The organism is Sodalis sp. RH21 (genome assembly GCF_047324175.1).
In the GTDB taxonomy this organism is placed as follows: Bacteria; Pseudomonadota; Gammaproteobacteria; order Enterobacterales; family Enterobacteriaceae; genus Acerihabitans.
Genome location: NZ_CP178732.1, coordinates 5435156 through 5449473, shown reverse-complemented (window position 1 = coordinate 5449473; position 14318 = coordinate 5435156). Strand labels below are relative to the sequence as shown.

Here is a 14318-nt window from a genome sequence, read left to right as displayed (position 1 = left end):
TATGTCCGCGGTAGTGAGCCTGGGGGCAGGAAAGCTACGGTACCTCGATCGGCTAGAGCCGAAAAACGGCGACTGGCCGCGTTGGCAGGTCTGTTATTGCGGCATATGTAAAACCGATCGCCTCCTGGCCTGGTCGACCGGTACTGAAGGACTGGTGCTCGGACACGAGGTCGTGTGCCGGGACGGGCGCGGCCACTACTACGCATTGAACAATGAGATCAACTGCGGCAACTGTGATTACTGCCGTGAGAAATTAACCAGCCACTGCCGGCATCTTTATGAACTGGGCGTCACGCACCATGGCGGTTTTGCCAACTGGCTGAGCGCTCCGCCGCACAGTTTGTATTTATTGCCGCTGCGCGATGCCCGATTGGGCATGCTTGCGGAGCCGCTGGCCTGCGCTATCCACGGCGTCGGGCGATTATGCATAGCGCTGGCTCTGCAACAGGTCGCCGAGCCGCGCATCTTGATTATCGGCTCCGGCGTGGCGGGCAAGATGCTTGCCCATCTGCTTTATCATCGGATTACAGCCCGGCTAACGTTATGCGATATCGACGCCGAGGCTATGGCCTGGGCGCGAAACACGTCCATCGAGTGCCGATCCACACCCTTTCACGAACACTACCATGTGGTGATCGAATGCTCGGGAGGCCAAGGGTCCCTGGCTTTAGCCCTTTCTGCCGTACGCCGTGCCGGCGCGGTGATGATCTATGGCATACCGGATAGCGGCGAGGCGCTGCCCATCCCGATGCGGGACATTTTTAACCGCGAGCTAACTCTTCTCGCGTCCATGGCGGGCTGTACCCAAGAGACATTCTCCGAGGCAATACGCTATTTGGAGCAGCATCAGGCCTTTTTCGCCACGCTGCTAGGTAGACAGGTCTCCTTGCAACAGTTGCCTGGGGAACTACTTCATAACGCACCGCAGGCGGGCACGCGCAGTTGGGTCACCGTTACCCCCCAATGAAACAGGCGCACTGCTTGGTAACCGGCCATTGGGGACCGACGAATCAAGGGGAATAGGGGGAAGTATGGATCAACATGAACAAAAAGTGTTTTTGGCCACGCTGGTGGCGGCATTCAAATCGACACATCGTTATATGAAACGCAACTATTTACCGACTAAAAGTGTGGCTAAAACGTTACCACCTTCCTGAGAAAAATCCTTTGCTGCGGCCAGCAGGGGATTACGGGTGCGAACTCGGCCGGATAAATGCAGCGTCAAATGGACAGTTTTTTGGTGACGGGGGAGGGGGATATGGAACGTTTTCACCACAAAATAGTGGTTATCACCGGCGCGTCCAGCGGTATCGGCGCTGCCGCCGCGCGCCGTGTCGTCGCTTCACTCTACTTCGACGTCGATATGCAAAGCATCATAGCGCCAGTATTCCAGGTCGCAATCGATAATGCGGGCATATTGATCGCGGTTGATCCGGGTAATAAATAGCGCCGGACTGTTATCCGCCACTTTCAGCGCCTGTGATGCCGGCGGGGGAAAAGTGGTAGGCAGCATGGCGAACCGCACTTTGCCATAATGGATGGCATAACGGGTGGCATAGAGCTCGGTGAGCGAAGACGTCAGGTCCTCTTGCAAAATAGCCGGGAAATATGCCGGGTTGAGATAATGCTCAACATAGAGCACCGCCCGGCCGTCAATGCGCCTTATCCGGCGTATACAAAAAACCGGCGAATGCACTGGCAGCGCCAGATGGGCGCATATCGCCGCCGGGCCGCTGATTTCGGCCGCATCCAGCACTTCCGTTGCGGGTTTTCGTCCCTGTTCGCGGGCCATGGCGTGAAAATGGCTACGCTGTAGCGGGTTATAAACGATCCTCGGCGGACTGACAAACCACCCCCGGCGTTCCTCGCGGTAAATCATCCCCCTGGCTTCCAGCTGTCCCAGCGCTTCGCGCAGCGTAATCCTGGTAGTGGCGAATTGCCCGCTCAGGAGCCGCTCGGCGGGCAAACGATCGTTATACGTTAATTCCCCCCGTTCGATCCAACCCGCGATCGCCTGGCAAATGGCGGTAACGGTGGTTTGCCTGGACAGGCTGGCGCGAAATGCTGCTTCATTGTGCAGCATTATGGCGACCCTTCTGCATGGTTGTAGTGCACATTTTTCTGCCTTTGCGGATGGGGTGGTAAAACCATAACAAAAAATCAGCTAAAAGAATTACTGACATCAAATATTCATCTTACTTCGGTAGATTGGCTTGGTTCTTGCTGGACTAGACCAGCAGCGCTTGTCACTTTCACTTTATCACCCGGAGCATCGTCTATGAAACTTCTGTTCGCTTCTGTGTTAACCACCGCCATTGTGTTGGCCAGCCAGACCGGTTACGCCGCACCCACGGATTTATCGGCACTTGAGAAAGCGGCGCGCCAGGAAGGCGAGGTCAATAGCGTCGGTATGCCTGACAGCTGGGCCAACTGGAAAGATACCTGGGCCGATTTGGCCAGTAAATATGGTCTTAAGCACAGCGATACCGATATGAGCTCGGCGCAGGAGATCGCCAAGTTTCTGGCGGAGAAAAACAATGCTAGCGCGGATATTGGCGATGTAGGGTCTTCTTTTGGCCCGGTCGCCGTGCAAAAAGGGGTGACGCTGCCCTACAAACCCAGCACCTGGGATCAGATACCCGCCTGGGCAAAAGATCAGGATGGCAATTGGGCCCTGGCTTATACCGGCACCATTGCTTTTATCGTTAATAAGCAAACCGTAAAACAAACACCGCATAGCTGGGCCGATTTGCTCAATGGCGATTACAAAGTGACCGTGGGCGATGTCAGCACGGCGGCGCAGGCGGTAAACGGCGTTCTGGCGGCCACCTATGCCATGGGCGGCGACGAGAAGAATCTCAAGCCCGGCCTGGATTTCTTCGCCAAGCTCGCCAAAGCGGGGCGCCTGGGGCTTAACAATCCGACTATCGCATCGCTGGAGAAAGGCGAGGTGGATGTGGGCATCGTGTGGGATTTCAACGGACTTAATTACCGCGATACCATTGATAAGACCCGCTTCGATGTGCTGATCCCGTCCGATGGCTCCATCACTTCCGGCTATACCACCATCATCAATAAATATGCCAAGCACCCCAACGCGGCCAAATTCGCACGCGAATATATCTTCTCCGATGCCGGCCAGATCAACCTGGCCAGGGGTTATGCCCGGCCGATCCGTGTCGAAAATATCACCCTGCCGGAAGATGTAAAAGCCAAATTGCTGCCGGTTGAACAATATAAAAATGCCCACCCCATCGCCGATCAGGATGCGTGGGAACAGAGCGCCAAAACGTTGCCGCGCCTGTGGCAGGAAAATGTCATGATGGCCATGCAGCAATAATAGAGGAGTCCAGATGAAGACCCTATTGGTGATTTTGGACGGACTGAATTATCAGGTGGCCTATGAAGCGATGGGTTATCTGCATGGGGAATGCGCGGCGGGGCATGGATGCCTCTATTCGCTGGAGTGCGAGCTGCCGTCGTTATCGCGCCCGCTGTATGAATGCATTCTCACCGGTATCCCGCCGGTGGAAAGCGGCGTGGTACATAATGATGTGGTGCGGTTGTCGCATCACCGCAGCATTTTTCATTATGCCCGCGCGGCGGGCCTCACCACCGCGGCGGCGGCTTATCATTGGGTGAGCGAGCTGTATAACCGCGCGCCTTTTGACGCAATCCGCGATCGGCATACGGCTGAACCGCAGGCAACCATCCAGTACGGTCATTTTTACCATGCGGATCATTATCCCGACTCACATTTGTTTGAAGATGCGGAAAGCCTGCGCCAGCGTTACCAGCCTGATTTCCTGCTGATCCATCCGATGAATATCGATGATGCGGGCCACCGGTTCGGTTTGTCCTCGCCGCAGTACCGAAATGCGGCGCGCACGGCGGACGGCCTGCTGTCGCGCTATTTACCCGCCTGGCTGGCCGAAGGTTATCAGGTGCTGGTGACGGCGGATCACGGCATGAACGACGATCGCAGCCACGGCGGCATTTTGCCCGAAGAGCGGCAGGTGCCGTTATTTGTGTTCGGCGATGCCTTCAGCCAGGAGGACGCCGCGCCGCTGCAAACCCAATTATGCGGTACGATTTGCCGCCTGCTGGGGGTGGAGCACGATCGCCCCGTTTGCCGGGAGTTGCTGAAATGAAAGGCAAATGGCTGGCGGCGGCGGTGATGCTGCCCTTTGCGGTGGTATTCGGCGCGTTTCAAATTGCGCCGTTCCTGTGGATGGCCATCCACAGTTTTAACAGTGAAATCGCGGGCTGGGGCACGGATAACTACCGGCAGATTTTGACCTCGCCGTTTTATCGCCAGGCCATCGCGTTTTCACTGCAAATCACCTTCTGGTCCAGCGTATTTGGCCTGCTGATTGCCCTGATCGGCAGCTATTCCCTGCGTCAGCTGGGCGCGACCCGCCTGCGCACCGCGGTCATGTCTTTTACCAATATGACCAGTAATTTCACCGGTGTTCCGCTGGCTTTCGCGTTTGTCATTCTGCTCGGCACCAATGGCTGCGTTACGCTTATCCTGCGTCATTATGGCTTGCTGGGCGATTTCAGCCTATATTCCAAAACCGGCCTGATGGTGCTGTATACCTATTTTCAGATCCCGCTCGGGGTGCTGCTGCTTTACCCGGCTTTTGACGCGCTGCGGGAAGATTGGCGGGAGTCCGCCGCTTTGCTGGGCGCCGGCAAGATGCGCTACTGGCGTTACATCGGTTTGCCGGTATTGGCCCCGGCGCTGCTGGGTACGTTCGTTATTCTGCTGGCCAATGCCTTGGGCGCCTATGCCACTATTTTTGCCCTGACCAGCGGCAATTTCAACGTTATCCCGATTCGTATTTCAGCCCTGGTGGCCGGCGATTTGGAACTCGATCCGAATATGGCCAGCGCGCTGGGGATGTTTCTGGTTTTGCTGATGGTCTTTATCACCCTGGTCCATCAATGGCTGATGCGCCGCAGCTATACCCATAGCCGGTCCTGATGTGTTGACACCCGCTTATTATGGAGGCTGATGATGTCGCGTATTGAAATCCTCTATCACCGCAGCGTGGTGACGGTACTGCTGGTGATCCTGTTATTGCCGCTGGCCGCCACGCTGGTTTATGCTTTTTCCAGCCAATGGGGCTCCACCATTTTGCCGGAAGGATTTACGGTGAAATGGATGGTCCAGTTATGGCAGGACCCGCGCTTTCTGATAGCCCTCGGGCATTCGCTGCTGATTTGCTTCGGCGCGCTGGCCCTCGCCGTGATGCTGGTGCTGCCGCTGATGTTTGTGATCGCTTATTATTTCCCGCAGTTGGATAACGTGATGAATATCTTGATCCTGCTGCCCTTCGCCGTGCCGCCGGTGGTCTCGTCCGTAGGGCTATTACAGCTATACTCCGACGGCCCCCTGGTCCTCACCGGGACGCCGTGGATTTTGGTCGGCTGTTATTTCACTATTGCGCTGCCGTTTATCTATCGGGCGATTACCAACAATATGCAGGCGATACATTTACGGGATTTGATGGACGCGGCACAACTGCTCGGCGCCAGCACCACCCGGGCGGCGCTGCTGGTGGTGCTGCCTAATTTGCGCAAAGGTTGCATGATCGCCGTCTTGCTATCGTTCTCGTTTTTAATCGGTGAGTTTGTCTTCGCCAACCTGCTGGTAGGCAATCGTTTCGAGACGTTGCAGGTCTATTTGTACAATAGCCGCAACGGTAGCGGCCATTTCACCAGCGCCCTGGTGATCTCCTACTTTTTCGTGGTACTGCTGCTGACTCTGGTGGCGAATACCGTTAACAAGGACAAGGAATAATCATGCCTTATCTGGCGGTAAAACAGCTTAATAAACATTATGGGGCGACCCAGATATTCGAGAATATCGATTTCAGCGCGGCGGAAGGGGAGTTCGTCACGTTGCTGGGACCGAGCGGCTGCGGTAAGTCCACATTGTTGCGCTGCCTGGCGGGGTTAACCGAGGTGGACAGCGGGCAAATCCTGTTGCAGGGAGAGGATCTGGTACCCCTGGCGCCGCAGCAGCGCGGCATCGGCATGGTTTTCCAAAGTTACGCGCTGTTTCCCAATATGACGGTGAATGGCAACGTCGCTTTTGGCCTGAAAATGCAAAAGCTGTCGGCCAACGAGATCCGCCGGCGCGTAGACGAAGTGCTGGCGCTGGTGGAGCTCAATGAATTTGCCCACCGTTACCCGCATCAGCTCTCGGGCGGGCAGTGCCAACGGGTGGCGCTGGCACGCTCGCTGGTTACCCGGCCGCGGTTATTGCTGCTCGATGAACCGCTCTCCGCCCTAGATGCCCGTATCCGTAAACATTTACGCGATCAAATTCGCCGCATCCAGCAGGAATTGCGCCTGACCGCCATCTTTGTGACCCACGATCAGGAAGAAGCGTTGACCCTGTCCGATCGGGTGGTGTTGATGAATAAAGGCAAAATCGTGCAAAACGGCAGTGCCGAAATGCTTTATACCCAGCCGGTGGATGCGTTCGCCGCCGGGTTTATCGGCAGTTATAATCTGCTTAGCGCGCAGCAGGCCGGATTGCTTACCGGGCGAACCTGGCGGGCGCAGGTAGCGGTGCGGCCGGAGTCCATTACCCTGGTCGGCGCGGGACAAGGAATCGATGCGCTGATTCTCAGCCATAGCCTGCTGGGTAACGTGATCCGTTATCGGGTACAGGCGCAGGGCGTTGAACTATCGGTGGATGTATTAAATCGATCGGTGGCCGATCTTCACCCAAACGGTACGCGGATTGGTCTACAGTTAGATATAACGACATTGTGTGAGGTGGCATGAGCCTGGCGCTGTTTGATTTGGATGACACATTGATTAATGGCGACTGCGCCAGTTTGTGGGGCCGCTATATGGTGCAACGGGGCTGGGTGCGAAGCGACAGGTTTATCCAGCGGGAACAGGCATTGATGGTAGAGTACCAGCAGGGGACATTATCCATGGAGGAGTATATGTCCTTTACCCTGCAACCGCTGATCGGCCGTTCCATCGGCGAAGTGGCGCAAGGGGTTGAAGATTTTATCGATAAGGCCATCGTGCCGGTGATGCGCGAATCGGCCCGCAGGTGCATCGCGGCGCATCGGCAAAAAGGCGATCGCGCTATTGTCGTTTCGGCGTCGGGCGAGCATCTGGTGGCGCCCATCGCCCGCCGCTTCGGTATTGAGGAAACATTATCAATACAGCTGGAAGTTTGTGATGATTCTTATACCGGTAATACCCGCGGCATATTAACCTACCGCGAGGGTAAAGTGACCCGATTGCTGAGCCTGCTGGAGAATGAGCCCGGGGCGCTGGCCGGGGCCGCTTTTTATTCCGATTCCAGCAACGATCTGCCGCTGCTTCAGCAGGTCGGCCACCCTTATGCGGTCAACCCCGACGATGTATTGCTGGGGCATGCGCAACTGGCGGGATGGCCGGTGCTGAGCTGGTGATTATTCCGGCAATTGTCGGGCGCATTTCGACCTATAGGGAGTTTCAGTACGCGTGTTGACCTTGTTACATCTGCTTTCCGCGGTTGCATTGCTGGTATGGGGCACTCATATCGTCCGTACCGGCATTATGCGTGTTTACGGCGCCCGCCTGCGGCAGGTGCTGAGTAGAAGCGTAGAAAAAAAACCCATGGCATTTATCGCGGGGATCGGCGTTACGGCGCTGGTTCAAAGCAGCAATGCCACGGCGATGCTGGTGACGTCGTTTGTCGCCCAGGGCCTGGTGGCGTTAACGCCCGCCCTGGTGATTATCCTGGGCGCCGATGTCGGCACGGCGCTGATGGCCAGGGTACTGACTTTTGATTTGTCCTGGCTTTCGCCGCTGTTAATATTTATCGGGGTGTGCCTTTTCTTAAGCCGCAAACAATCGCGCGTCGGCCAAATCGGCCGGGTCTGCATCGGCCTGGGGCTGATTTTACTGGCGCTGGAACTGATTGTGGCCGCCTCGGCCCCCATCACCCAGGCCAGCGGCGTCAAAGTCCTGTTTTCCTCCCTGACCGGCGATGTGGTGCTCGATTCCCTCACCGGCGCCCTGTTTGCCGTTATCAGTTATTCCAGCCTGGCTGCGGTTTTGCTCACCGCGACCCTCACCGCCACCGATGTGATTTCGTTTAAAGTCGCTTTATGCCTGGTGATTGGCGCCAACTTGGGCAGCGGCATCCTGGCGATGATTAACGCCAGCGGGCAAAATGCCGAAGGAAAACGCGTGGCGTTGGGTAGTTTGTTATTCAAACTTATCGGCTGCGTGGTGGTATTGCCGGGGATCTCGTTTCTGGCCGGTTTGCTTGAACGCTTGCCGGTCAGCGCCGCCGAGCTGGTGATCTATTTCCATGTATTTTACAACCTGATCCGCTGCCTGATTCTGGTGCCGTTTGCCGGGCCGATGGCGCGGTTGTGTACCCAGTGGATCGGCGATACGCCGGTGAGCGATCTCGGGGTGCGTCCGCGGCATCTGGATACCAGCGCGCTGGATACGCCCGCGCTGGCGCTGGCCAATGCGTCCCGGGAAACCTTGCGCATGGGCGATGTGGTTGAAAGTATGTTGCTGCTGCTGCGTGAAGTATTGCACGGCCAGTTGAATAAGGATCGTGAAATCCGGCGCCTGGATGATGATGTGGATGTGCTTTATACCGCGATCAAACTCTATCTGGCGCAAATGCCCAAGGAAGATTTGGAAGAAGCCGACTCCCGCCGTTGGGCGGAGATTATCGAGATGGCGCTTAATCTGGAACAGGCGGGCGATATCATCGAACGTATGGCCGGCGATGTCGCCGCCAAATCGCTGGCGACCCGCCGGGCATTTTCCACTGAAGGGCTGCAGGAACTGGATACATTGCATGAGCAGTTGATGGCCAACCTGCGCCTTAGCCTGTCGGTGTTCTTATCCGGCGATATTACCAGCGCGCGCCGCCTGCGCCGGGCCAAACACCGTTTTCGCATTACCGATCGCCGTTATGCCCATGCCCATGTCGATCGCCTGCATCAGCAGAACGTGCAAAGCCTGGAAACCAGTTCCCTGCATTTGGGCCTGCTGGGGGATATGAAACGCGTGAATTCCTTATTCTGCTCGGTGGCCTATAACGTGCTGGAATTGAACCAGGAGGATGAGGTGGATGACGTCGACAACCCGCGCAATAAAGCCCCCAACCCCCTGTGAAGCGCCCGCGGCATCCTTAGCCGAATAAGTTGCCGTGCAGCGTTTTAACCACCTGCTCGGCGTCTTGGCCGGGAACCAGCAAACATAAATTATGGCTGCTGGCGCCATAGCAAATCAGCCTGATATTAAACGGGTCCAATACGCCAAACACATCTTTTCCCACCCCGCAGGCCTGCGAGAGCTTATTGCCGATCAGGGCAATCAGCGCCAGATTCTCCTCCACTTCCACCCGGCACAGGGATGAAAGTTCGGTCAGCAATGACGTGGTCAGCAGGCTGGCGCTGGTAGACGTGGAGCCGGTGGTATCCATGGTCAGCGCCACGCTCACTTCCGAGGTGGTAATCAAGTCCACGGAGATATAGTGGCGCGCCAGAATGTTAAACACCTCGGCCAGAAAGCCGCGCGCCTGCAACATATTCAGGCTGTGCAAGGTCAGCAACGTTTGCCGGCGGCGCAGGGCTATCGCCCGGAACAGCGGCGGGTTTTGAGTCTTGTTGCAGACCATTGTGCCTCCGGCATCGGGATCTTTACTCGACCCGACAAACACCGGAATATCGCTACGCACCGCCGGCAGCAGGGTGGCCGGATGCAGAATTTTTGCGCCGAAGGTGGCCATTTCCGCCGCTTCTTCAAAGCTGATTTCGTCGATACGCCTGGCGTCGGGCACCACCCGGGGATCGGTGGTATAGATGCCCGGTACGTCGGTCCAGATATCGATACGTTTGGCGTTCAGGGCTTCGCCCAGCAGGGCGGCGGTATAATCGCTGCCGCCCCGGCCCAGGGTCGTGGTCCGGCCTTTGGCTTCGCTGCCGATAAACCCTTGGGTAATCACCAGGGCTTCTTTGAGCCTGGGCAGCAGCAAGCTTTGGGTTAACTCCCTGAGCGTGGTTATTTCCGGCTCGGCGTGGCCGAAGCGGTCATTGGTGCGCATTACCTTGCGGATATCGAACCAATGGGCCTCCACCTGGCGCTGGCGCAGAACTTCCACAAACAGCAGCGTCGACATCAGTTCGCCATGGCTGACCAATTCGTCGGTGAGCGCATGGGAGGTCGCCAGCCCGGCCGCCTCCGACAACATGGCGATGTTATCAAGCATGCGGTCGATTTCTTCGCGAATCACCTGGGAATCGGCCAGCCGATCGATGATGGCATACTGAATCCGCCGAATTTCATCCAGATGAAAAGCGCGTCGCTCCGGGTCTTTGCCTTCCGCCAATGCCACCAGCAGATTGGTGACGCCTGCGGAGGCGGACAGGACCACCAGGCGTACGTCGGGATTGGACAGGACGATATCGGCACTGCGATCCATGGCCGCGAAATCGGCCACGCTGGTACCGCCGAATTTCGCGACGATAGGGGAATGTAAGTCTTTTTCTGCCATGCTATTAATGCCTCGTGTCAGGGTGTCCCTTGTAGACGACGTTTTATTATTGCTTGGCACGAGTCAAGAGCGGAAAACAGGGAGCAGGCGTAGAGAACTACGATACACCCAGAAGCGCCCCACCGTGCCTATCGCCCAATGGCGAAAAAGCGGGTGACAACCCAGGGGATTCAGCCCATGCGGTCGGTAACGGCGGCCCGTTTGCCGGACGTTACCTCGGCGTCGCTCCCCCTCGGGTTTCATCAGCGGATAACGGCTCCTCCGAAACCTTACCTGGGCGACGCGCCTCTTCTGGTTCACGCAACGGGTGCGCTACTAGAACCCTACAAATAGCGGGTAATTCCACTCGTGTCAACGAACAGTTCATTGCGGGCGGCATTTTGACCCATCATCCGTTATCCTTCTTTAGTGCAATTTTGCCTTACTCTGTTAATCTGAATCATAGGCGCCGGGCCGATGGGCCAGTGGCGCAATCAACATCAATTGAAGACGTTGATCGCAATAAAAGACCGCGCAAGGGGCGGGCAAAGCGATACAATCGGCTTCATCGGGACGTAAAATTTCTCATTTATTATTTTTTCAACAAGTGTTTTCTCAACTTTTTATTTCATAAGAAGAGCGTTACGCATGAAAAATATCAACCCTAGCCACACCGCGGCCTGGAAAGCGCTGCAACAGCATTTTGAACAGATGGAAGATGTGCGCATCAGCGATCTGTTCGCGCAGGATAAAAACCGTTTCGACACCTTCTCCGCCACCTTCGATGACCAGATGCTGGTGGATTTTTCCAAAAACCGCATTACCAGCGAAACGCTGGACAAGCTGCAGGCCCTGGCTAAAGAGTGCGATCTCAGCGGCGCCATCAAGTCGATGTTTTCCGGTGAAAAAATCAACCGCACCGAAGAACGCGCGGTGTTGCACGTGGCTCTGCGTAATCGCAGCAACACGCCGATTCTCGTGGACGGCAAGGATGTCATGCCGGAAGTGAACGCGGTATTGGCCAAAATGAAGCAATTCTGCGACCGCGTGATCGGCGGCGAGTGGAAGGGCTATACCGGCAAACCGATTACCGATGTGGTCAATATCGGGATCGGCGGCTCGGATTTGGGACCTTACATGGTGACCGAAGCGCTGCGGCCATTTAAAAATCACCTGTCCATGCATTTTGTTTCCAATGTGGACGGTACCCATATCGCTGAAACGGTAAAACATCTCGACCCCGCGACTACGCTGTTCCTGGTGGCATCCAAGACGTTCACCACGCAGGAAACCATGACCAATGCCCACAGCGCCCGGGACTGGTTCCTGAAAACCGCCGGCGACGAAAAGCATGTGGCCAGGCATTTTGCCGCGTTGTCCACCAACGCGAAGGCGGTGGGCGAGTTCGGTATTGATACCGATAACATGTTTGAGTTCTGGGATTGGGTCGGCGGCCGTTATTCGTTGTGGTCGGCAATCGGTTTGTCTATCGCCCTGTCGGTGGGTTTTGAGCATTTTGAACAACTGCTCGGCGGGGCACACGCCATGGATCGCCATTTCAGGGATACACCGGCGGAACAGAATCTGCCGGTGCTGCTGGCGCTAATCGGTATCTGGTATAACGATTTCTACGGTACGGAAACGGAAGCAATCCTGCCTTATGATCAATACATGCACCGTTTTGCCGCTTATTTCCAGCAGGGCAATATGGAGTCCAATGGTAAATATGTGGATCGCGACGGTCATCCGGTCACGTATCAAACCGGACCCATCATCTGGGGTGAACCGGGAACCAACGGCCAGCATGCCTTTTATCAGTTGATTCACCAAGGCACCAAAATCGTTCCGTGCGATTTTATCGCCCCGGCCATAAGCCATAATCCCTTAAGCGATCATCACGCTAAACTGCTATCGAATTTCTTTGCCCAGACCGAAGCCCTGGCGTTTGGCAAATCGTTGCAGGTGGTCGAGGATGAGTTCGCCGCGGCGGGCAAAACGCCGGATCAGGTCAAACATGTCGCGCCTTTCAAGGTATTTGAAGGCAACCGGCCGACCAATTCCATTTTGCTCAAGGAGATCACTCCCTACAGCCTCGGCGCGCTGATTGCGCTGTATGAGCATAAGATCTTTACCCAAGGGGTTATCCTCAATATTTATACCTTCGATCAGTGGGGGGTGGAATTGGGCAAACAGTTGGCGAATCGCATCCTGCCGGAACTGGCCGCCGACGACAGCGTTACCAGCCACGATAGTTCTACCAATGGCTTAATTAACCGCTTCAAAAATTGGCGTCATTGATAACGAGATAGCATAATATAGCGGTCAAAGGATTGGCCGCCAGCGTAAATATTTGGCGTTATTCTTAAAAATGCCCGGTGACTTATTTTTGACATAACCAGCCGAACGGTATAAAACAGGCAATTAGCCCTTGGCGATGCATAATAAGCCGCGTAGCCGGCCTTACCTACTTTTAGTATTAGTTAAGTTAAAAAGAGGAAGTCAAGCAATGCGGGAGTGGGAATAGTCTGATTTTTAATGCCTCGCTGAACTTCTGTATCTCCGCATAATTGTTTCAAAAACAATATTGCTAGTGTTTAAAGCTAATCATAGGCTTTATGCTAGTGAAATATTCTGGTTTCTAAGGCTCAAGACTTTTCTTGCGCATTTTTTCAACTAATCCCCGCCTGATGAATGCAAGATATATTTTATTGCATTATATTGCTTTATGATGCTTATATAAGGCAAATCAACATTTCATTGCTTTATAGTCATCATCCTCATGAATCAAAGGTAATAAATATGAATAAACTGTTTAGTGTAGTAATAGCTGCGATGTTGATGGCTAGTGGTTCTTATGCGCTTGCTGCCGCACCGGCAACCACCACCGGCAACAGCAGCGGCAATACCGCTACTGCGTCTGGTTTAAGCGCCGGCGCGGCTACGGCAGTCGGCGTTGGTGCCGTGGCGCTGATCGCTACAGCCGCGTTAATCGGCACCCACAACGACGACGACGGCGGCCAGGGCATTACGCCTAGCACCGGTACCACCACCTCAACGGTGCAGTAATAATAACTACTCGATAACCACACGCAAGTGTGGTTATTTTTTGGTCTCCTTTCGTTTGGGATAAACGACGTGCGCTATTTATTTACGTTGGTGGTGTGCTTTCTGGTGGCCGCTTGCAGTCAATCGCAAAAAGGCGTTGGCGAAACTTTTAAGGTGGCGCTATTTGGTACGCCGGATGTTGAATTAACCCCTGAGCAAGTCCATAACATACCCTACGCCAGCATTTATGCCCGGGTGAACGGTGGCTCACAAATATTTCTCGTCCTTGCCTACGCCGAAAACGGCGATCTGAAATGGGTTACGCGCGATAAAGCCATGCTGGTTACCCGCAATGGCCGCCTGGTAAAAACCCTTGGCCTGCCCGATAATCTGCTGGAAGTGACCAATCTGGCATCGGACCCGCTGATGCGCGCCGAACGCATCGTCGACGGCACCGAGTGGACGCGCATCCAGTCCTGGACCGAAAATAAACAATTACGCTCCGCCACCTTTACGTCACGCTTTAGCCCGGCGGGCATGGAAACCGTGAGCGTATTAAATACTCCCCATGCTTATCGCGTCATCAACGAAGATGTTACCGTTGCGGAATTGAATACTCATTACCGCAACCGTTACTGGATTGAACCAGGCACCGGCGCCGTGCGCAAAACTGAACAATTTATCGGACCGGATTTTTTCCCGATTGAAACCATCACTTTAAATCCTTATAAGCCATGAAAAAACAACTCTT

At 55.2% G+C, this 14318-nt stretch carries 14 protein-coding genes and 1 riboswitch; of the genes, 12 read left to right on the top strand and 2 right to left on the bottom strand.

Annotated features, from left to right (window positions below):
• Position 1: 1 nt before the first annotated feature.
• Both ACL2XP_RS25180 and ACL2XP_RS25175 read left to right on the top strand, forming a co-directional pair.
• A complete protein-coding gene (locus ACL2XP_RS25180) occupies positions 2 to 967 on the top strand; it encodes a zinc-binding dehydrogenase (RefSeq protein ID WP_413736163.1) in 966 nt (321 codons plus the stop codon).
• A 64-nt stretch (positions 968 to 1031) separates the two neighbouring features.
• Positions 1032 to 1157: a hypothetical protein gene (locus tag ACL2XP_RS25175; protein WP_413736162.1), complete on the top strand. Its 126-nt coding sequence runs from the start codon at positions 1032 to 1034 to the stop codon at positions 1155 to 1157.
• A 185-nt stretch (positions 1158 to 1342) separates the two neighbouring features.
• On the opposite strand, the gene ACL2XP_RS25170 is transcribed toward ACL2XP_RS25175, so the two are convergent.
• The gene (locus ACL2XP_RS25170) at positions 1343 to 2083 is read right to left on the bottom strand and encodes a UTRA domain-containing protein (protein WP_413736161.1); all 741 of its coding nucleotides are present in this window, start codon (positions 2081 to 2083) and stop codon (positions 1343 to 1345) included.
• 195 nt (positions 2084 to 2278) lie between these two features.
• Between ACL2XP_RS25170 and ACL2XP_RS25165 the strand changes: the two genes are divergently transcribed.
• Genes ACL2XP_RS25165 through ACL2XP_RS25135 form a run of 7 tightly spaced genes read left to right on the top strand, consistent with a single transcriptional unit; the run spans position 2279 to position 9162 of the window.
• On the top strand, positions 2279 to 3340 hold the full coding sequence (locus tag ACL2XP_RS25165; protein ID WP_413736160.1) for an ABC transporter substrate-binding protein: 1062 nt from the start codon (positions 2279 to 2281) through the stop codon (positions 3338 to 3340).
• Positions 3341 to 3353: 13 nt separating this feature from the next.
• Complete coding sequence (locus ACL2XP_RS25160; protein WP_413736159.1) at positions 3354 to 4151, top strand: alkaline phosphatase family protein; 798 nt, start codon at positions 3354 to 3356, stop codon at positions 4149 to 4151.
• Entirely contained in the window at positions 4148 to 4987 is an 840-nt protein-coding gene (locus tag ACL2XP_RS25155) for an ABC transporter permease (RefSeq protein WP_413736158.1), read from the top strand. The genes ACL2XP_RS25160 and ACL2XP_RS25155 overlap by 4 nt, the downstream gene beginning before the upstream one ends.
• A gap of 33 nt (positions 4988 to 5020) precedes the next feature.
• Positions 5021 to 5806 (top strand): ABC transporter permease, encoded by a 786-nt coding sequence (locus ACL2XP_RS25150; protein WP_413739291.1) that lies wholly within the window; start codon positions 5021 to 5023, stop codon positions 5804 to 5806.
• A gap of 2 nt (positions 5807 to 5808) precedes the next feature.
• On the top strand, positions 5809 to 6801 hold the full coding sequence (locus ACL2XP_RS25145; RefSeq protein WP_413736157.1) for an ABC transporter ATP-binding protein: 993 nt from the start codon (positions 5809 to 5811) through the stop codon (positions 6799 to 6801).
• On the top strand, positions 6798 to 7448 hold the full coding sequence (locus ACL2XP_RS25140; RefSeq protein WP_413736156.1) for an HAD family hydrolase: 651 nt from the start codon (positions 6798 to 6800) through the stop codon (positions 7446 to 7448). The genes ACL2XP_RS25145 and ACL2XP_RS25140 overlap by 4 nt, the downstream gene beginning before the upstream one ends.
• Before the next feature lie 52 nt (positions 7449 to 7500).
• The gene (locus ACL2XP_RS25135; protein WP_413736155.1) at positions 7501 to 9162 is read left to right on the top strand and encodes a Na/Pi cotransporter family protein; all 1662 of its coding nucleotides are present in this window, start codon (positions 7501 to 7503) and stop codon (positions 9160 to 9162) included.
• Between the two features lie 16 nt (positions 9163 to 9178).
• Here ACL2XP_RS25135 and lysC read toward each other — a convergent pair whose 3' ends face one another.
• Positions 9179 to 10543 (bottom strand): lysine-sensitive aspartokinase 3, encoded by a 1365-nt coding sequence (gene lysC / locus ACL2XP_RS25130; protein WP_413736154.1) that lies wholly within the window; start codon positions 10541 to 10543, stop codon positions 9179 to 9181.
• A gap of 104 nt (positions 10544 to 10647) precedes the next feature.
• A riboswitch (Lysine riboswitch) is annotated at positions 10648 to 10842 on the bottom strand.
• Between the two features lie 328 nt (positions 10843 to 11170).
• Between lysC and pgi the strand changes: the two genes are divergently transcribed.
• From pgi to ACL2XP_RS25115, 3 genes are all read left to right on the top strand, one after another.
• Complete coding sequence (gene pgi, locus ACL2XP_RS25125; protein ID WP_413736153.1) at positions 11171 to 12820, top strand: glucose-6-phosphate isomerase; 1650 nt, start codon at positions 11171 to 11173, stop codon at positions 12818 to 12820.
• A gap of 540 nt (positions 12821 to 13360) precedes the next feature.
• Entirely contained in the window at positions 13361 to 13588 is a 228-nt protein-coding gene (locus ACL2XP_RS25120) for a hypothetical protein (protein ID WP_413736152.1), read from the top strand.
• 69 nt (positions 13589 to 13657) lie between these two features.
• Positions 13658 to 14305 (top strand): YjbF family lipoprotein, encoded by a 648-nt coding sequence (locus ACL2XP_RS25115; RefSeq protein ID WP_413736151.1) that lies wholly within the window; start codon positions 13658 to 13660, stop codon positions 14303 to 14305.
• Positions 14306 to 14318: the final 13 nt, after the last annotated feature.